Annotated in this window: 13 protein-coding genes; 9 read left to right on the plus strand and 4 right to left on the minus strand. The window is 70.5% G+C overall.

Annotated elements, in window-relative coordinates; genetic code table 11:
* Positions 1-6 precede the first annotated feature (6 nt).
* From COA17_RS16705 to COA17_RS16725, 5 genes are read left to right on the plus strand one after another with little or no spacing between them, the layout of a single operon-like run.
* Positions 7-447, plus strand: coding sequence for a MarR family winged helix-turn-helix transcriptional regulator (locus COA17_RS16705; protein WP_096613949.1), 441 nt, complete (start codon positions 7-9; stop codon positions 445-447).
* A gap of 51 nt (positions 448-498) precedes the next feature.
* Positions 499-1,635, plus strand: coding sequence for a nitronate monooxygenase (locus COA17_RS16710; RefSeq protein ID WP_096613951.1), 1,137 nt, complete (start codon positions 499-501; stop codon positions 1,633-1,635).
* Between the two features lie 36 nt (positions 1,636-1,671).
* The gene (locus COA17_RS16715; protein WP_096613953.1) at positions 1,672-3,279 is read left to right on the plus strand and encodes an acyl-CoA synthetase; all 1,608 of its coding nucleotides are present in this window, start codon (positions 1,672-1,674) and stop codon (positions 3,277-3,279) included.
* Complete coding sequence (locus tag COA17_RS16720) at positions 3,276-4,340, plus strand: acyl-CoA dehydrogenase family protein (RefSeq protein ID WP_096613955.1); 1,065 nt, start codon at positions 3,276-3,278, stop codon at positions 4,338-4,340. Before COA17_RS16715 ends, COA17_RS16720 begins: the two co-directional genes overlap by 4 nt.
* The gene (locus COA17_RS16725; protein ID WP_096613957.1) at positions 4,337-5,536 is read left to right on the plus strand and encodes an acyl-CoA dehydrogenase family protein; all 1,200 of its coding nucleotides are present in this window, start codon (positions 4,337-4,339) and stop codon (positions 5,534-5,536) included. The genes COA17_RS16720 and COA17_RS16725 overlap by 4 nt, the downstream gene beginning before the upstream one ends.
* Positions 5,537-5,590: 54 nt before the next feature.
* On the opposite strand, the gene COA17_RS16730 is transcribed toward COA17_RS16725, so the two are convergent.
* On the minus strand, positions 5,591-6,595 hold the full coding sequence (locus COA17_RS16730) for an alcohol dehydrogenase family protein (RefSeq protein ID WP_096613959.1): 1,005 nt from the start codon (positions 6,593-6,595) through the stop codon (positions 5,591-5,593).
* Positions 6,596-6,641: 46 nt separating this feature from the next.
* Positions 6,642-7,373: an arylesterase gene (locus COA17_RS16735; RefSeq protein WP_096613961.1), complete on the minus strand. Its 732-nt coding sequence runs from the start codon at positions 7,371-7,373 to the stop codon at positions 6,642-6,644.
* Positions 7,374-7,396: 23 nt separating this feature from the next.
* Here COA17_RS16735 and COA17_RS16740 point away from each other — a divergent pair, with 23 nt between their 5' ends.
* Positions 7,397-8,071, plus strand: coding sequence for an ABC transporter ATP-binding protein (locus COA17_RS16740; protein WP_245857898.1), 675 nt, complete (start codon positions 7,397-7,399; stop codon positions 8,069-8,071).
* The gene (locus COA17_RS16745; RefSeq protein ID WP_096613963.1) at positions 8,068-10,563 is read left to right on the plus strand and encodes an ABC transporter permease; all 2,496 of its coding nucleotides are present in this window, start codon (positions 8,068-8,070) and stop codon (positions 10,561-10,563) included. Before COA17_RS16740 ends, COA17_RS16745 begins: the two co-directional genes overlap by 4 nt.
* 331 nt (positions 10,564-10,894) lie before the next feature.
* Here COA17_RS16745 and COA17_RS16750 read toward each other — a convergent pair whose 3' ends face one another.
* Both COA17_RS16750 and COA17_RS16755 read right to left on the minus strand, forming a co-directional pair.
* Positions 10,895-12,925, minus strand: coding sequence for a TonB-dependent receptor (locus COA17_RS16750; protein WP_096613965.1), 2,031 nt, complete (start codon positions 12,923-12,925; stop codon positions 10,895-10,897).
* Positions 12,926-12,991: 66 nt separating this feature from the next.
* Positions 12,992-13,354 carry a hypothetical protein gene (locus COA17_RS16755; protein WP_176484945.1) on the minus strand — a complete coding sequence of 121 codons (363 nt, stop codon included), beginning with the start codon at positions 13,352-13,354 and terminating at the stop codon, positions 12,992-12,994.
* Between the two features lie 313 nt (positions 13,355-13,667).
* On the opposite strand from COA17_RS16755, the gene COA17_RS16760 reads away from it, so the two are divergent.
* Both COA17_RS16760 and COA17_RS16765 read left to right on the plus strand, forming a co-directional pair.
* The gene (locus tag COA17_RS16760) at positions 13,668-15,767 is read left to right on the plus strand and encodes a TonB-dependent siderophore receptor (RefSeq protein WP_425442736.1); all 2,100 of its coding nucleotides are present in this window, start codon (positions 13,668-13,670) and stop codon (positions 15,765-15,767) included.
* A 14-nt stretch (positions 15,768-15,781) separates the two neighbouring features.
* Complete coding sequence (locus tag COA17_RS16765) at positions 15,782-17,572, plus strand: M14 family metallopeptidase (RefSeq protein WP_096613971.1); 1,791 nt, start codon at positions 15,782-15,784, stop codon at positions 17,570-17,572.

A 17,572-nucleotide genomic window follows, 5' to 3' on the forward strand; every position in this document is an offset into this window, starting at 1 on the left:
AGACTATTGCCCGACCGTCGATCCATCCTGGCCGCGCGGCTGGTCATCGTCCTGTTCCGCGCGTTCGAACAGGCGGCGCGCCATGCCGATCTGACGATCCCGCAATTCCGCTTCATGCTCATGCTGCGGCGTGGCCCGCGGCGCGCGAGCGAACTGGCGGCGTCGTCCGGGATCGGCCGTCCCACCGCCTCCGCGCTGATCGCCGAAATGGAACGTCGCGGACTGATCTATCGCCGGCGGGAAGAGGCCGACGCGCGCGCGGTGGAACTGCGGCTGACGGAGGACGGCGAACGGCGCTTCGCCCGGCTGGACGAGGCGCTGGCCGGCGCGTTCGAGACGCACCTGCCGGAGGCGGAGCGCGAGGCGATCCTGGACAGCTTTGCGACGATGGCGCTGTTCATCGACGGACGTGGCAAGCAGCACTCGGCCGCCACGTCAGCGGATTGACTTAGTTAGGGTAGCGAACTATTCGTCTCCCAAACAATCGGGAGAGGCGTCATGAAGTCGCGGCTGTGCGAGATGCTCGGAATCGAGTTTCCGCTGTTCGCCTTCAGTCACTGCCGCGACGTGGTCGCCGCGGTCAGCCGGGCGGGCGGGTTCGGAGTGCTGGGCGCGACCATCCACACGCCCGAGACCATCCACGAAGAGCTCGACTGGATCGATCGCCACTGCAACGGAAAACCCTATGGCATCGACGTGCTGGTGCCTGAAAACCTCGCGACGCGCGGCGAGCGGGGCGTGACCACGCGCGCGCTGGAAGGCCGGATTCCCGAGGCGCACCGGGCGTTTGCGGCGGGGCTGTTGGCGGAGGCGGGGGTGACGCGGCGGGCGGCGTCGGAGCGGACGGGGGATTTGCCGCAGCCGTTCGATCCCGACAATGCGCTGCGCACGTTGGAAGCGGCGTTCCAGCATCCGATCAAGCTAATCGCAAATGCGCTGGGGGTGCCGCCGCAGGAGATGATCGACATGGGGCGGGCGCATGGGGTCCCGGTCGCGGCGCTGGCAGGGGCGAAGGAACATGCCCTGCGGCTGGCCGCGTCGGGGGTCGACATCATCGTGGCCCAAGGCACCGAGGCGGGCGGACATTGCGGCGAGGTGAGCACGCTGGTGCTGGTGCCGGAGATCATCAAGGCATTGGGAAGCGACCGGAATATCCCCGTCCTGGCGGCCGGCGGAATCATGACCGGCGAGCAGATGGCCGCGGCGATGGCGATGGGCGCGGCGGGCGCGTGGACCGGATCGGTGTGGCTGGCGACCGCCGAAAGCGAAACCTCGCCCGTCTTCCGCGAGAAGATGATCGCCGCGACCAGCCGCGATGCGGTGCGCGTGAAGAGCCGGACGGGCAAGCCCGCGCGCCAGTTGCGCTCCACCTGGACCGATGCGTGGGAGCGGCATCCCGACAGTCCCGGCGCGCTGCCGATGCCGTTCATGAGCCTGATCAGCGAAGGTGCGTTGCGGGCCGCGGACGCCGCAGCACAAGGTGGGAACGCGAAAGCACGCGATCTGGTGACCTATTTCGTGGGTCAGGGAGTGGGTCTGGTCGACGATGTGCGCAGTGCGGGGCAGGTCGTGCAGGACTTCAAGACGGGTTATATCGCGGCGGTGGAGCGGCTGAACGACCTGATTGCGGAGTAAAAGCGCGAAACAACGCGCACCGGAGAGGAAAAAGCCATGATGAACATGGGCGACATGCTCGACACGATCGCGGCCCGGATCGATCCGGCCGCCACCGCGATCATCCATGGCGAGCGCACCCTCACCTGGCCGCAACTGGCCGTTGCATCGAACCGGCTGGCGCGCGCCGTGCGCGACGGCGGCGCGCGGCCGGGCGACAAGCTGGCGATCTACCTGCGCAACGGGCCGGAGTATCTGATCGCGCTGTGCGCGGCGTTGAAGGCGCGGCTGGTGCCGGTCAACGTCAACTACCGCTACGCCAGCGCGGAGCTGGCGTATCTGTTCGACAATGCCGATGCGCGGGTCGTCGTCTATGGTGCCGAGTTCCGCCCGCGCATCGCCGAGGTGCGCCCGCGGCTGAACGCGAGCATCCAGTGGATCGAGGCGGGCGACGCGCCGGTGGCGGAGGCGACCGCATCGTTCGGCGATCTGACCGGCGGCGGCGACGGATCGCCGCTGGGGATCGCGCGATCGCCCGACGATCTGTTCTTCATCTACACCGGCGGCACCACCGGATCGCCCAAGGGGGTGATGTGGCCGCAGGGCGACCTGCACAGTCTGATGGTCGGCGGCCTGCGCGGTTCGTATGCCGTTCCCGACACGCTGGAGGAGCTGGCGACGCTGGCGGGACAGGCGACCCAGCGAATGCGCGCGCTGGTGGCGCCGCCGTTGATGCACGGCACCGGATTGATCGTCGCTCTGAACGCGCTGCTGCTGGGTGGCAGCGTCGTGACGCTGGAAAGCGCCGGCTTCGATCCGGCGGAGATGCTGCGCGCGATCGACCGGCATCGGCCCGACACGCTGGTGATCGTCGGCGACAGCTTCGCGCGGCCGCTGCTGCGCGAACTGATCGATCACCCGGGCGATTACGATCTGGGCAGCGTCACCACCATCACCTCGTCGGGGGTGATGTGGAGCCTGGAGGTCAAGCGCGGGCTGCTGGACTTCATGCCCGGCGCCCAGCTGAACGACGTGCTGTCGTCATCGGAGGCGCTGGGGCTGGGCGCATCGGTGATGACCGCCGGGGGCGAGGTGGCGACCGCGCGCTTCGCGATCGGCCCGCGCTGCCGCGTGCTTGGCGAGGACGGCCGGTTCATCGCCAGCGGCACGGCCGGGCGCGGAATGCTGGCGTTGGGCCCGCCCAATCCGCTGGGCTATTACAAGGACCCGGAAAAGAGCGCGGCGACGCTGCGCGAGATCGACGGCGAGCGTTACTGCATCCCCGGCGACTGGGTGGACGTCGCGGCGGACGGGACGCTGACGTTCCTGGGGCGCGGCAACGCGTGCATCAACACCGGCGGCGAGAAGGTGTTCGCCGAGGAGGTGGAGGAGGTGCTGAAACGGCACGCGGGCGTGGCCGACGCGCTGGTCGTCGGCGTGCCCGACGAACGCTGGGGCAATGCGATCGTCGCGGTCGTGACGCCGCAGGCGGACGTGCCGCTGGATGAAGAGCGGCTGCGCGGTCACGTCCGCGCGCATCTGGCCGGGTACAAGGTGCCCAAGGCGATCGTCGTCGCGACGACGCCGCTGCGCGCCGCCAACGGCAAGGCGGATTATGCGGCCGCCCGCACCCTTGCGACGCAGAGCTGGAGCACCCCGGCATGACCGACACCCTGCTGCGCCCCGTCCCGCCGGCTACGCTGACCCACGACGAGCGATCCGCGCTGGTCGACAGCGTGCGGCGACTGCTGGCCGATCGCTGCACCGAGGGCGACGTGCGGCGGATCATCGACAGCGACAGCGGGCACGACCGCGCGCTGTGGCGCGCGCTGGCCGATCTGGGCATCGCCGGGCTGACGGTGCCGGAGGCGCATGGCGGCGCCGGGCTGGCCGCGACCGAACTGGAGCTGGTGATGGAGGAAGCGGGCGCGGTGCTGCTGCCCGCGCCGCTGATCTCCGGCGCGATCGCCGCCGCGCTGGTCCCCGACCTGGACGGACTGGCGGCGGGGGAGCGGATCGCGGCGGTCGCCTTCACCGGGCGGCATGGCTGGGCGCCCGGCGATACGGTGGCCGTCGCGGGCGGGCGAATCACCGGCACCGCGCGGTTCGTGGCGGACGCGGCGATCGCCGACACGATCCTGATCGCCGGCGACGATGGCGTCTTCGCGATTGAGGCCGCGGATGCGCGGATCACTCCCCTGCCCGTCTTCGACCGGACGCGGCGAATGGCGGACGTCGCCATCGACGCGCCCGCGCGGCAGGTGGCGGATGCCGCCGCCGTCGCGCCAGCGCGCGACATCGGCGTCGTCGCGCTGGCGGGCGAGCAGGCGGGCGGCGCGCGGCGGATGCTGGAGATGACCGTCGCCTATGCCCGCGAGCGGCACCAGTTCGGCCGCGCGATCGGCAGTTTCCAGGCGATCAAGCACATGGCGGCCGATCTGCTGCTGGAAAGCGAATCCGCCACGTCGGCCGCGCGCGACGCCGCGCAGCAGGTGGCGGAGCGGAGCGCGAGCGCGGATGCGGCCGTGGCACTGGCCGCCTTCGCCTGTGCCGATGCCTTCGTCCGCGTGGCGAAGGACGGGATCCAGATGCACGGCGGGATCGCCTTCACCTGGGACCATCCGGCGCATCTGTACCTGCGGCGTGCGCGGTCGGGGGCGCAGCTGTTCGGCGACAGCGACGGGTGGCGCGACCGCTATCTCACCGCGCTGGAGGCACAGGCATGACCGACGACGAACTGCGCGCCGAGGTGGAGGGCTGGCTGGCCGAGCATTGGCGCGGGCTGCCCGCGCACCACGAAAGTTTCGGTCGCGACCCGCGTAGCGAATGGCTGGGGAAGGTGCGCGACGCCGGCTGGGCGGTGCCGCGCTGGCCGGTCGACCGCTGGGGCCGCGGGCTGTCGAACGAGCAGGCCAGGATCGTCGAGCGCGCCTTCGCCGCGGTCGGCGCGCCGGGCGCCGGACAGGACCGCAGCAATTTGTGGGCGAATACCGCGCTGGCCCATGCCGCCGATGGTTTCCGTGAGGAGATCGTGCCCCGGCTACTCGCCGGTGAGGTGGGCATGTGCCTGCTGTATTCGGAGCCGGGCGCCGGATCCGACCTCGCGGCGATCCGCACCCGCGCCGACAAGGTGCCCGACGAGGAAGGCGGCGGGTGGCGCGTGACCGGGCAGAAGGTGTGGACCAGCGGCGCGGCGGTCGCCGATTACGGGATGCTGATCGCGCGCACCGACTGGGACGTGCCCAAGCATCGCGGGATCAGTTTCTTCTTCCTGCCGATGAAGCAGCCGGGGGTGGAGGTGCGCCCGCTGCGCCAGATCACCGACGAGGCGCATTTCAACGAGGTGTTCATCACCGACGCCTTCGTCCCCGACGACCATCTGCTGGGGCCACTGAACGGCGGCTGGGGGGTGTTGCAGACCGCGCTCGCCTATGAACGATCGGTGATGGGCGATGCCGCGCGGGGCCCGCGTTCGGGCGCAGGCGGCCCGAAGGGCGATCATTCGCTGCTGGGGCTGGCGCGCGAGGCGGGGCGGATCGACGACCCGGTGGTGCGCCAGCAGGTGGCGCAGGCGATCGCGTGGCGCACGCTGAACCGGCTGAACACCGCGCGGGCCAAGGCCGAACTGGCGCAGGGCACGTCGTCCCCGATCATGTCGCTGGGCAAGCTGGCGATGAGCCGCATCCTGCATGAGGAAGCGCGTGTGCGCACGCTGCTGCTGGGGGCCGAAAGCCTGTTGCAGGGGCCGGACCATCCGCGCGCCGAGGACGCCAACTTCCTGGCGCTGAACGCCTATTTCACCTCGATCGGCGGGGGCACCGACCAGATCCAGCGCAACATCATCGGCGAGCGGGTGCTGGGACTGCCGCGCGAGCCGGAGGTGGACCGCGCGCTGCCGTTTCGCGAGGTGCGCGCGGGGTAGCGCGCGCTTCCCGTGGCCGGATCAGGCGCTCAGCACCATCTTCAGCGCGCCTTCCTAGCGCCGGTCGAACAGGCGATAGGCTTCCTCGCCGTCGCTGAGTGGCAGGCGGTGGCTGATATAGCGTTCGGGGCGCAACCGCCCGGCGCGCACCAGCGGGATCAGCGCGGGCCATTCCTCCGGCACCGAACAGGTGCCGGTGCGGAACGTCAGCCCGGCGGCGAAGGCGCGTTCCAGCGGGAAGGCGTAGCGGCGCGACTGCTGCACGCCGATCACAGACACGGTGCCGCGCGCCATGACCAGCCGCAGCGCCATGTCGACGGTGGCATCGCCGCCGACCACCTCCACCACGCTTTCCAGCTTGCGCCCGCCGGTCGCCTCGCGGATCGTATCCAGCGCGACATCGGGGTGAAGCGCGATCGCCCCCGCGACCTCGGCCAGCGCGCGGCGTTCGGGGATCGGATCGATCGCATAGACGACGCCCGCGCCCATCACCCAGGCGCTTTCCACCGCCATCAGCCCGATCGGCCCCAGTCCGATGATCGCGACGGAGCCGCCCGGCCGCACATCGGCATTGCGCACCCCGAACCACGCGGTGGCGAGCGCGTCGGTCATCATCAGCGCCTGATCGTCCGATATGCCGTCCGGGATGCGCCACGCATTGGCATCCGCGGCGGGCACCCGGAACGCCTCCGCCTGCACCCCCTGCAATTGCGCGGACAGGCCGTAGCAGCTGCCCTGGCCGTTGTCGCAATGGACGACGTCACCCGACAAGCACGACCGGCACGCCCCGCAACCGACCGCGGCGGGGATCATCACCTTGTCGCCGACCTTCAGCTGCTGCACGCCGCGGCCGATCTCCACCACCTCGCCCACCGCCTCATGCCCGACGCAGAAGCCGATATCCCCGGAAAAGCCGTGGCCGTGGTAGATGTGCAGGTCGCTGCCGCAGATGCTGCACGCCGTCATCTGCACGATGGCGTCGCGATCGCCGGCCAGCGCGGGATCGTCCATCGTGTCGTAGCGGATGTCGCGCGCGCCGAAATACCGCAATGCCTTCATGGTCATCTCCTCTCCCGCCCCGGCGTGTGCGCCTGTCTGCGGGCGACTATGGCCGCTGCGGCGCGGGCGCGCTACCCGGCAGCGCGGCCAGCCGCTTCTCCACCAGCGGCGCCAGCCGGTCGGCGACCCGCGCGACGCCGCGCGCATTGGGGTGGACCCCGTCGGGTAGCATCAGCTGGCGGTTGCCGAGCACGCCCTGCAGGATGAACGGATCGAGCGGGGCATCGTAACGCCGCGCCAGGTCGGGCCAGATGGCGTTGAACGCGGCGGCGAAATCGGGGCCGAGATTGGGCGGGGCGAGCATCCCCGTCAGCACCACGGGGATGCGCCGCTTCGCCAGTTCGCCCAGCATCGCGGTCATGTTCGCGCGGGTCTCGGCGGGGCTGAGCTGGCGCAGCACGTCGTTGCCGCCCAGCCCCAGCATCACCAGGTCGGGCGCGGGCGTCATCCGGTCCAGCGTATAGGCCAGCCGGCGGCGGCCGTCCGCGGTGGTATCGCCTGATACCCCGGCGTTGACGATCGTCGCGTTGATGCCGTGCGCGCGCAGCCGCGCCTGGATCGCATCGGGCAGGCTTTGCCCGCGCGACAGGCCGTAGCCGGCGTACAGGCTGTCGCCGAACGCCAGCACCACCCGCTTCGGCCCGGATACCGGCACGGTCGCCGCGGGCGTGGGCGTGGCGGCGCCCGCGGGCGTCGGCTCGCGCGCGGGCGCATCGCAGGCGCCCAGCAACAACGCTTGGAGAAGGGCGGCGCCCGTCGCATATGGTGTCTTCGTCATCGCCTTCAGGAACCCCCTGCCACATGAGCGCACGCGATATGGTCATCCGCGCGACGGATGTAAGGTTGACGCTGGGCGGCGTCGCCCCCGTCGAGATCCTGAAGGGCATCGACCTCGCCGTCGCGGACGGCGAGAGCGTGGCGCTGCTGGGTGCATCGGGATCGGGCAAATCGTCGCTGATGGCGATCCTGTCGGGGCTGGAGCGGCCGACGTCGGGCGCGGTCGAGGTCGCCGGGGTCGATTTCGCGGCGATGGACGAGGACGGGCTGGCGATCGCGCGGCGCGGGCGGATCGGGATCGTCCTGCAGGCCTTCCACCTGCTGCCGACGATGACCGCGATCGAGAATGTCGCGGTGCCGATGGAGCTGGCCGGCGCCGGCGATGCGATGGCGCGCGCCGAGGCCGAGCTGGCGGCGGTCGGGCTGGCGCACCGGCTGCATCACTATCCCGCGCAGCTTTCGGGCGGGGAGCAGCAGCGCGTGGCGATCGCCCGCGCGCTGGCGCCGCGCCCGCGGATCGTCTTCGCCGACGAGCCGACCGGCAATCTGGACGCCGCCACCGGACAGCGGATCATGGACCTGCTGTTCGAACGGCGCGCGGACACCGGCGCGACACTGGTCGTCATCACCCACGACCCCGCGCTCGCGCAGCGCTGCGACCGGATCGTCGCGCTGGCCGACGGCCGGATCGCGGCATGACCGGCTGGTCGCTGGCGTGGCGGCTGTCGCGCCGCGCACTGTCGGCACGGTTCCGCGGGCTGCGGCTGCTGCTGCTATGCCTGTTCCTGGGGGTCGGCGCGCTGGCGGCGATCGGCAGCCTCGCCCAGGCGATCGACCGCGAGCTGGCGACGCGCGGGCGCGTGCTGCTGGGCGGCGACGTCGAGTTCGCGGTGTCGCAGCGACTGGCCGACGCGCCGGAGCTGGCGGCGATGCGCGCCGCGGGCCGCGTATCCGAAACGGTGCGGATGCAGTCGATGGCGGTCGCCGCGAACGGCGCGACCGCGCCGGTGCAGCTGAAGGCGGTCGACCGCGCCTATCCGCTGTACGGGCGGCTGACGCTGGCGGACGGGCGGACGGTGGGCGCGCCGGCGGACGATGCGGTGTGGATCGGCCGCGCGCTGGCGGAGCGGCTGGCGGTGGCGCCGGGCGCGACGCTGCGGCTGGGCACCGCCACCTTCCGCATCGGCGGGATCATCGCCGACGAGCCGGACCGGCTGGGCGAGGGCTTCACGCTCGGCCCGGTCGCGATCGTCTCGCGCGCCGGGCTGGACCGCACCGGGCTGATCCAGCCGGGCAGCCTGTATGCGACACGCTACCGGATCGCCGCGAAGGGCGCCCCGGCGGCGATCGCCGAGCGGTTCGAACGCCGGTTCGACACCGCCGGATGGGAGACCAAGACCCGCGACCGCGCGTCACCGGGGGCCAGCCGCTTCGTCGCGCGGATGGGCGATTTCCTGACGCTGGTCGGGCTGGCGGCGCTGGTGATCGCCGGGATCGGTATCGGCAACGGCGTCAGTTCGTACCTGGAGGCGCGGCGCGACACGATCGCCACGCTGAAGATCCTGGGCGCGACATCCGGGATGGTGGCGCGCATCTACCTGCTGCAGTTGCTGGCGGTGTCGGCGGTGGGGATCGGGCTGGGGCTGATCGCGGGGATCGCCGCGGTGCCGCTGGCCGGGATCGCGATCAGCGGGGTGCTGCCGGTCGCGCCGGGGCTGACCGTCCAGCCGGGACCGCTGGCGCTGGCGGCGGGATACGGCCTGCTGATCGCACTCGCCTTCTGCGCGCGCCCGCTGGTCGCGGCGGGGCGCGTGCCGGCGGCGGCGCTGCTGCGCGGCGCGCTGGACACGCGCGGCGGCGGCGGCTGGCGCGGCATCGCCTGGGGACTGGCGGCGGGGCTGCCGGTGCCGGTGCTGGCGCTGCTGACCAGCGCGCGGCCGGGCTTCACCGCCGCCTTCCTGGGCGCGACCGCGGGGGCGCTGGCGATGCTGGTGGCGATCGGCGCGCTGATCCGCGCCGCCGCCGCGCGCGCCCCGCGCCCGCGCCGTCCGCTGGCGCGGCTGGCGCTGTCGGCGCTGCATCGCCCCGGATCGCGGACCGTGTCGCTGGTCGTCGCGCTGGGACTGGGGCTGACGCTGTTCGTCCTGCTGGCGACGATCCGCACCAGCATCGACGGCAACATCCGCCGTTCGGTGCCGGAACGCGCGCCCGCACTGTTCGCGCTGGACGTGCCGCCCGAGCGCGAAGCCGAATTCCGCCGCACCGTCACCGCGATCGCGCCGGGCGCGACGATCGCCACCGTGCCGCTGATGCGCGGCACGATCACCGGCTACGGCACCACGCGCGTCGCCGATCTGGCGACCATCCCGGAGGGCGCATGGGCGCTGCGCGGCGAGCGCGGGCTGACCTTTTCCGCCACGCTGCCGGCGGGCAGCACGCTGAGCGCGGGACGATGGTGGTCCGCGCAGGAGGCGGGCGAGAGCCTGGTGTCGGTCGACGAGCGGCTGGCGGAGGCGCTGGACCTGAAGATCGGCGACCCGCTGACCGTGTCGGTGCTGGGGATGGAACGTACCGCGCGCATCGCGTCGTTCCGGCGGATCGCGTGGGAGACGCTGGGCTTCAACTTCGTCATGGTCTTTTCCCCCGGCGCGCTACGCGACGTGCCGCACAATCTGGCGGCGACGATCGACATGCCCGCGGCGAAGGCACAGCGCGTCACCGCCGCCCTGCTGCCGCGCTTCCCCTCCACATCGGTGATCGAGGTGGGATCAGTGCTGGCCCAGGTGCAGGACGTGGTGCGCCAGATGGCGGCGGCGATCACCGCCGCGGCGAGCGTCGCGGTCCTATCCGGGATCGCGGTGCTGCTGGGCGCGATCGCGGCGGCGCGCGCGGCGCGCAGCTATGACGCGGTGCTGCTGAAGGTGCTGGGCGCCACCCGGCGACAGGTGCTGGCGGCGCAGGCGATAGAATATGCGCTGCTGGTGGGCGCGGTGGGTGTCGTCGCGACGATCCTGGGGGTGGGCGGCGGCTGGTTCGTCGTCACGCAGATCTTCGCGTTCGACTGGCTGCCCGACTGGGGCGTGGTGGCGGCGACGCTGGCGCTGGGGGCCGGGGTGACGATGGCGATCGGGGTGGCCGGATCGCTGCCGGTGCTGCGCGCACGCCCCGCCGCGGCATTGCGGCGGATGTGAACGGCCGCGCGGAGGCGGCGTCGAGCAGATGCAGCGCCCTCCGCTTCGTGCCATCGACGTCGGCCTGTCCGACCTGCTGGCCCGCGACCCGGGCATCCCATCGGCGCGTTGCGGTAGCGGGCCAGCAGGGCGTCGCGCGCCATGGCGCGCCCCGATCGCCGTCGGCGATGTTGCCACATCCGCCTGTCGGCGCGGACGTCGTCGTCTTCCGTGATCGGCGGGCACGTGCCGCGCGGGTCCACCCGTACCGCTCCCCTGTGCCGAAGGCGAGCGGTCCGACGGGGCGCCTCGCGTCGATGCCGGCGCACCGATGCGAGGCGGAGCGAGTTCCTCAGTTCAGGCCGATCTTCAACGTCGCCATCAGGCGGCGTCCGGGCATGACGACTTCGTCCTTGTTGAGCGCGGTGGCGAGCCGCTGGACATCGTTGGTCAGATTCTGTCCGACGAGCGCCAGCTCGACGTTGGGATGCGCCGCGAACGGGCGCAGCGCCAGTTGGCCGTCGAGCGCGACATAGCTGGGCGTCGGGGTGTCGAACGCGCCATATTTGTCCTGCCGCCCGGCGTAGATCAGGTTGAACCCGGCATCGAGCCTGTCGCCCTGCCAGTTCAGCCCACCGCCCACACGATAGGGCGGGATGCGCGGCACGTTGCTGCCGTCGTCAAGCGTCGCGCGGGTGTAGTCGCCCAGCAGGTTGAAGCGGTAGACGCCGTGCTCGGTGCGGACGAGGTCGTAGCTCGCCTCCGCCTCGAACCCGCGGAAGTGCGCGCCCTGCTGGCGATAGTTCAGTTCGCGCAGGTCGCCGTCGCCGCCGATCGCGCAGGTGCCATCGTCGTCGCAAACGCGGCCGGTCAGGTCGCCGTAGATGTAGTTGCGGAACCAGCTGCTGTAGACGCTGCCGTCGAAGCGGAACCCGCCCGAGCGAACCCGCAGCGTCCCCTCGAGCGAGTTGGCGCGCTCGATCTTCAGGTTCGGATCGCCGGTCTCGAACGTGTTCGGCCCGTCGTGCCCGCCGCGCGCGAACAATTCGGTCAGCGCGGGCGCGCGCCCGGTGCTGGAGAAGGTCGCGCCGATCTTGATCGCGGGCGAAACCTCGTACAGCGCGCCGATCGCGCCGCTGAGCGGCGTGTATTCGGGCGTGACGAACGTGCCCGCGCGCGGCGTGCCGGTCAGGCGGACATGCTCGACGCGGCCGCTCGCTTCCAGATGCAGTCGGTCGGCCAGCTGCGTGTCGGTGAACAGATAGCCGGCGAAACTCTCCTGCGTGGCGGGAAACAGATAGGAGCTGTCCTCGCCGATCGCGGAAAAGTCGCGATGCTGATACTCGAAGCCCAGTGCGGAATTGTCGACGAAGCCGATGCGATTGAGCAGCAGTTCGGCGCGCGCATTATATTCCTTGTTGCGGAACGTCGTGTCGATCGTGCCGTCCGGCTCCTTCTCGTCATGCGTGTAATCGGCATAGCTGCCGTCGAGGTTCAGCCGCTGGAGCAACCCGGTGCCGAGCGCGAAGGACGAGCGCGTCATCACCTTGGTCTGGCGCATGTCGATGAAGGTCGTGTCGCTGGGGATGCCGTATTTGGCATTGTACTGCGTGATCGCGGCGCCGACATGGCTGTCGTTGTCGTTGCCGAAGAAATACGACCCGCCCAGCGCGCCGCCATAGCCGCGGAAGAACGAATTCTGCTGAACGCCGAGCGGGGTGTCGTAATCGCCCGCGTGGCGGCCGAAGCCGTCGGCGTGCAGCGCGACATTGCCGACGTTCGCATCGACCAGCGCGGCGCCCTGGTAGAGATCGGACACGGTGCCGTAGGTGCCGTCGAATTCGGCCGACAGCGGCTTGTCGGACAGGGTCGTCGGCACGCGATTGTTGAGGATGTTGACGACGCCGCCGATCGCCTGGCTACCATAGCGCAGCGTGCCCGCACCGCGCACCACTTCGATGCTGCGTGCCGCCAGCGGATCGATCGGGATGCCGTGATCCGGGCCGATGTCGGACACGTCGGACGAACTGGTCCCGTCCTCCAGGATGCGGACGCGGGTGGCGTCCATGCCGCGGATGATCGGGCGGCTGGCGCCGGTGGCAAAGCCCGTCGCCGAAATGCCGGGCACGTGCGACAGCGCGTCGGCGATGCTGGCACCGCCGCTCCGCAGGATGTCCTCCGCATCCACCTTGGCGACGATCGCGGGCGTGTCGTCCCGCTCGTGCCCGATCGGGGAGGCGGTGACGATGATATCGCGGCTGGTGTCGACCGGGGTGACCGGCCGGGTGGATGCGGCAGGGTCGGTCGAGCGCGCTTGCTGCGCATCAACGCAGGCAGGAGCGAGCGCAGCGAAGGCCGCGCCGGTGAAGAGGAAGAATCGCATGATAAACTCCGAACGTAGCGCCGCTCCTCGTCCGCGGGCGGATCGGGTGGCGATGAGGGGATTGCGTCAGGTCGGAGACGGTGCGGGTGGCGCGCGGCTGCGCCAGATATGCGCGCGCGTGGCCGGTCGGTCGTAGGCGGCGGCGACGATGATCGTGCTTTCATCGCGCTGCCGCGGGGCGATGAAAGCGGTGGCGAACGGCGGCAGGTACGGCTCGAGGATCGCCGCGGCGAAACACAGCGCGCAGGCGCCTTCGTCGCTGGTGGCGACGTGCAGCACGTCCCCGCTGGTCACGACAGGGGCAGCGGGCAGCGGATGACGATGCGCGCCGAAGGCGACGCCGTTGAAGATCAGCGCACAAAGCGCCAGCCACACGACCCAGGTCATCGTCACCGGGCGGCGAATCATCTGGGGTTGCCGCTTGGTCACCGCCCCCTTCGACACGGATGCGGCTGTCCCGAAGCTGGCGACTTCATGATGTAATGTTCATTTGACATGCCGGCCGGCGCCTGGGCCGGCGTGACGCCGGGAGCCGGGAGCCGGGAGCCGGGAGGCAGGGCGGCGGCCATGGAATGTAACAAAACATCATCTCATTGACGCTTGCATGGCGTGACTGCATGGAGCGCCAGACAATACGGCCGCGCAACGCCGATGCGCGGCCATCCGATCAGGAGGAATCGTTCACGTGCGCTTCACTACGCGCGCTGCCGCCATGGGCAGCATCATCCCGCTCGCCATCGCCATGGCCTGTTCGCCCGCGATGGCCGAGGCCGACGATGATGTGTCCGTCGAAGAGGGACGCGAGGCGATCACCGTCACCGGCGTGCGCCAGTCATATCGCGGCAACTTCGCGGTACGCGAGATCCCGCAGGCGATCGCGGTCATCGACGAGGCGGTGATCGAGGAGAACAACATCCTGCGCCTTACCGACGCGCTTGATCTCAACGCCTCGGTCGTGCGGCAGAATACGCTGGGCGGGCTGTGGGACAGTTTCGCCGTGCGCGGCTTTGCGGGCGACGAGAATCTGCCCAGCGGCTACCTCGTCAACGGCTTCAACGCCGGACGCGGCTTCAGCGGGCAGCGCGATGTCGCCGGAATCGAGCGGGTCGAGGTGCTGAAGGGTCCCGCAGCGGCGGTGCTCGGGCGCGGCGAACCGGGCGGCTCGATCAACCTGGTCACCAAGCAGGCGGAACTCGGCCGCACCTTCGGCACCGCCTCGCTCCAGTATCGCAGCTTCGATACGGTGCGCGCGGAGGGTGACGCCAATGTCGCCCTGACCGGCAACCTGACCGCCCGGCTGATCGGCTATGCGGAAAGCGGCGACACGTTCCGCGACACGGTCGAGCAGAAGCGCTGGGGTTTCCTGCCGTCGATCGGCCTGGGCATCGGCGATGACACGCGCATCACCTACGATTTCGAATGGACGCGCGTCGAGGTACCGTTCGACCGGGGGATCGTGGTGCTAAACGGCAATTTCGACACCGTGCCGCGGTCGCGGTTTCTGGGCGAGCCGAGCGACGGCGACACGGTGGCGCGCGCGACCGGGCACCAGCTGCGCGTGCAACACGACTTTGCCGATCGCTGGAGCCTGCTGCTCGGCGCCAGTCACCGCGACACGCAGCTGACCGGCGCGTCGTCGGACGCGGAGACGGCGCGCGCGCGGCAGAAGCTGTTCATCGACGGCCGATCGCTGTCGCGGCAGCGGCGCACCCGGCGCTACAGCTCCGAACACAGCGTGCTGCGCGCCGAGATCGCGGGCGAGTTCGAGACCGGTGCGTTGCGCCACCGCGTCCTGATCGGCGGCGACTACGACTATTTCGACACCGACCAGTTGTTCAGCAGGTATCGCGGACCGGTCGTGACGCCGGCGACGACCGATCGGGCAGGCTATGTGCTGGACCTGCAGAACCCGGTATATGGCCGCTACCCGGTTCCGGCGACCGCGCCGATCACCAACCGCCTGGATGTGCAGCGCACGATGGGGGCGTACATTCAGGACCAGATCAGCCTGACCGACCGGTTGCAGGTGCGCATCGGCGGTCGCTTCGACGATTTCCTGCTGCGCGTCGACGACCGGCTGACGCGCGTGCTCGGCCGTCGCAAGCGCAGCCGGTTCAGCCCGCAGGCCGGCATCGTCTACGAACTGAGCAAGCCGCTGTCGCTCTACGCGGCCTATGGCGAAGGGTATCGCGCCAATATCGGCGCCGGGGCCGACGGCAGTGTCTTCGAGCCGGAGACGAGCACGTCGATCGAGGCTGGCGTGAAGCTGAGCGCGCTGGGCGGACGGCTGAACGGCACGCTGGCCGTCTATCAGCTCGACAAGTCCAACGTGCTCGCCACCGACACGCTCAACCCCGGCTTCTCGGTCGCGATCGGCAAGGCGCGCAGCCGCGGCGTCGAACTGGACATCAACGGAAAGCTGCCGGGCGACGTCGACGTGCTGCTCAGCTACGCCTACACCGATGCGGAGGCGCGTTCGCGCGTGCTCGATCCCAATTTCTCGTTCCAGATCGAGCCCGGCGACCCGCTGATCAACATTCCCGCGCACAATCTGAACGTGCAGGCGGCGAAGCGCTTCACGATCGGCGAGCGCGCCGCGCTGCTGGGGGGCGGCATCCAGTATGTCAGCAAGCGCAACGGCGAGACCGGCACCGATTTCGAGCTGCCGGCGCATACCCTGGCGCGGGTGTTCGGTCAGGTCGACCTGATGCCGAACCTGGAACTGTTCGGCTCGGTCACCAACCTGTTCGACGAACATTGGTACGCCAACAGCTATTCGCCGGTCTGGGTGCAGCCGGGCGCCCCGCGGACGGCGACGATCGGCCTGCGCGCCAAGTTGTGAAGCGGGGACATCCGATGCGTTCGACCACCCGTGCCGCCGCCGGCATCGCCTTGCTCGCCGCTGTTCCCGCGCCGGCGCAGCCGGTGCCGCCGCTGTCCGCCATCCTTCCCCCCGCCCTGCCCTGGTCGGGGGCGAGCGAGCGGCTGATCGTGCCGGCGAACGACCCGTGGATCACCCCGGCAGAGGCGGCGGGGTTCACGACGACGCCGCGCTACGCCGAGGTGCGGGCTTGGCTGGAGCGCCTCGCGGCGGCATCGCCGCTCGTCACCATGCGGTCGTTCGGCCGCACCGCCGAGGGGCGCGAGATGATCTACGTCCGCGCCAGCAAGGGCGGCGCGGACAAGCCGGTGGTGCTGATACAGGGCGGCATCCATGCGGGCGAGATCGACGGCAAGGACGCGGGATTGATGCTGCTGCGCGACATCGCGCGGCGCGGGAAGGACAATCTGCTCGACCAGGTCGATCTGGTCTTTGTGCCGATCTACAACATCGACGGCCACGAACAGATGAGCGCGTACAATTTCCCGCACATCCGCGGCCCCGCCAACAAGGGGCGCGACGCCAACGCGCGCAACATCGACCTCAACCGCGATTACGCCAAGCTGGACGCGCCGGAATCCCGGGCGATGATCGGCCTCATCCGTGCGCTCGATCCCATCCTCTACATCGACTGCCATGTCAGCGAAGGCTTCGACATGCAGTATGACGTGACCTTCACCTATCCCGGATGGGGCACATATGCCCGCCACCGGGCGACCGCCGACTGGCTGGAGAACCGCTTCGGCCCGGCGGTATCCGGCGCCCTGACCGCCGCGGGCCACACCCCGATCATCTATCCCAGCCCGATCGACACCCGGCATCCCGAGAAGGGCATCCGCTACAGCCCCGAGGGGCCACGCTACTCGACCGGCTATGGCGACTTCATCGGCATGCCGACCGTGCTGGTCGAGAACCACATGCTCAAGCCCTATCGCCAGCGCGTGCTGGGCACCTATGTGCTGCTGGAAGCGGCGCTCAAGATCGCCGCGAGCGACGCCGCGCGCATCATCGCCGCCAAGGCGACCGATCGGGCGAGCCGCCCGACCGAACTGCTGACCCGGTGGAAGCCCGCCGCGACCCCGATCGGATGGATCGAGGATTTCAAGGGCGTGGCGTTCGACACCTATCGCTCCCCCGCCTCCGGTCGGGAGGAACAGCGCTGGCTGGGCAGGCCCATCACGTTCCGGATGCCGATCATCGGCCAGACACCCAGCGAGAGCGTCCGTCTTCCCAAGGCGTGGTGGGTGCCGCGTGAGCAGACCGAGATCATCGAGCGGCTGCGCCTGCACGGCATCCGCTTCGAGACGATCCGCACGCCGCAAACCCGCACGCTCGACCATGTCCGCCTGATCGACCCGAAGATGTCGCAACCGATCGAGGGACGCTACCCGATCACCGCCCGGTTCGAACACCACGAGACGAGCGACGTCTTGCCGGCCGGCAGCGTTCGCGTGCCCGCCGACCAGCCGCTCGGGCTGCTCGCGGCGTCGCTGCTGGAGCCGGAGAGCCAGGATTCGTTTCTGGCCTGGGGGTTCTTCCCGGAAATGCTGGCGCCGGCGCCGAACACCGACGCCTTCGTGCTCGCCGCGCTGGGCGAGCGCCTGCTGGCGACCGATCCGTCGATCAAGGCAGCGTTCGACGCGAAGCTGCGCACCGAGCCGGGCTTTGCGTCGGACCCCGACGCGCGGCTGGCGTGGCTGTACGCGCAGGCGGGGCCAGGACACCCCTACCCGCTGCGCTACCCGATCGCGCGCGAGCCGAACTGA

The sequence above is a fragment of the Sphingomonas ginsenosidimutans genome (assembly GCF_002374835.1).
In the GTDB taxonomy this organism is placed as follows: Bacteria; Pseudomonadota; Alphaproteobacteria; order Sphingomonadales; family Sphingomonadaceae; genus Sphingomonas; species Sphingomonas ginsenosidimutans.

Excerpts from the sequence above, each read along its gene's own strand:
- COA17_RS16710 (WP_096613951.1), top strand. The coding sequence starts at position 499 with ATGAAGTCGCGGCTGTGCGAGATGCTCGGAATCGAGTTTCCGCTGTTC.
- COA17_RS16715 (WP_096613953.1), top strand. The coding sequence starts at position 1,672 with ATGATGAACATGGGCGACATGCTCGACACGATCGCGGCCCGGATCGAT.
- COA17_RS16720 (WP_096613955.1), top strand. The coding sequence starts at position 3,276 with ATGACCGACACCCTGCTGCGCCCCGTCCCGCCGGCTACGCTGACCCAC.
- COA17_RS16725 (WP_096613957.1), top strand. The coding sequence starts at position 4,337 with ATGACCGACGACGAACTGCGCGCCGAGGTGGAGGGCTGGCTGGCCGAG.
- COA17_RS16730 (WP_096613959.1), bottom strand. The coding sequence starts at position 6,595 with ATGAAGGCATTGCGGTATTTCGGCGCGCGCGACATCCGCTACGACACG.
- COA17_RS16735 (WP_096613961.1), bottom strand. The coding sequence starts at position 7,373 with ATGACGAAGACACCATATGCGACGGGCGCCGCCCTTCTCCAAGCGTTG.
- COA17_RS16740 (WP_245857898.1), top strand. The coding sequence starts at position 7,397 with ATGAGCGCACGCGATATGGTCATCCGCGCGACGGATGTAAGGTTGACG.
- COA17_RS16745 (WP_096613963.1), top strand. The coding sequence starts at position 8,068 with ATGACCGGCTGGTCGCTGGCGTGGCGGCTGTCGCGCCGCGCACTGTCG.
- COA17_RS16750 (WP_096613965.1), bottom strand. The coding sequence starts at position 12,925 with ATGCGATTCTTCCTCTTCACCGGCGCGGCCTTCGCTGCGCTCGCTCCT.
- COA17_RS16760 (WP_425442736.1), top strand. The coding sequence starts at position 13,668 with ATGGCCTGTTCGCCCGCGATGGCCGAGGCCGACGATGATGTGTCCGTC.
- COA17_RS16765 (WP_096613971.1), top strand. The coding sequence starts at position 15,782 with ATGCGTTCGACCACCCGTGCCGCCGCCGGCATCGCCTTGCTCGCCGCT.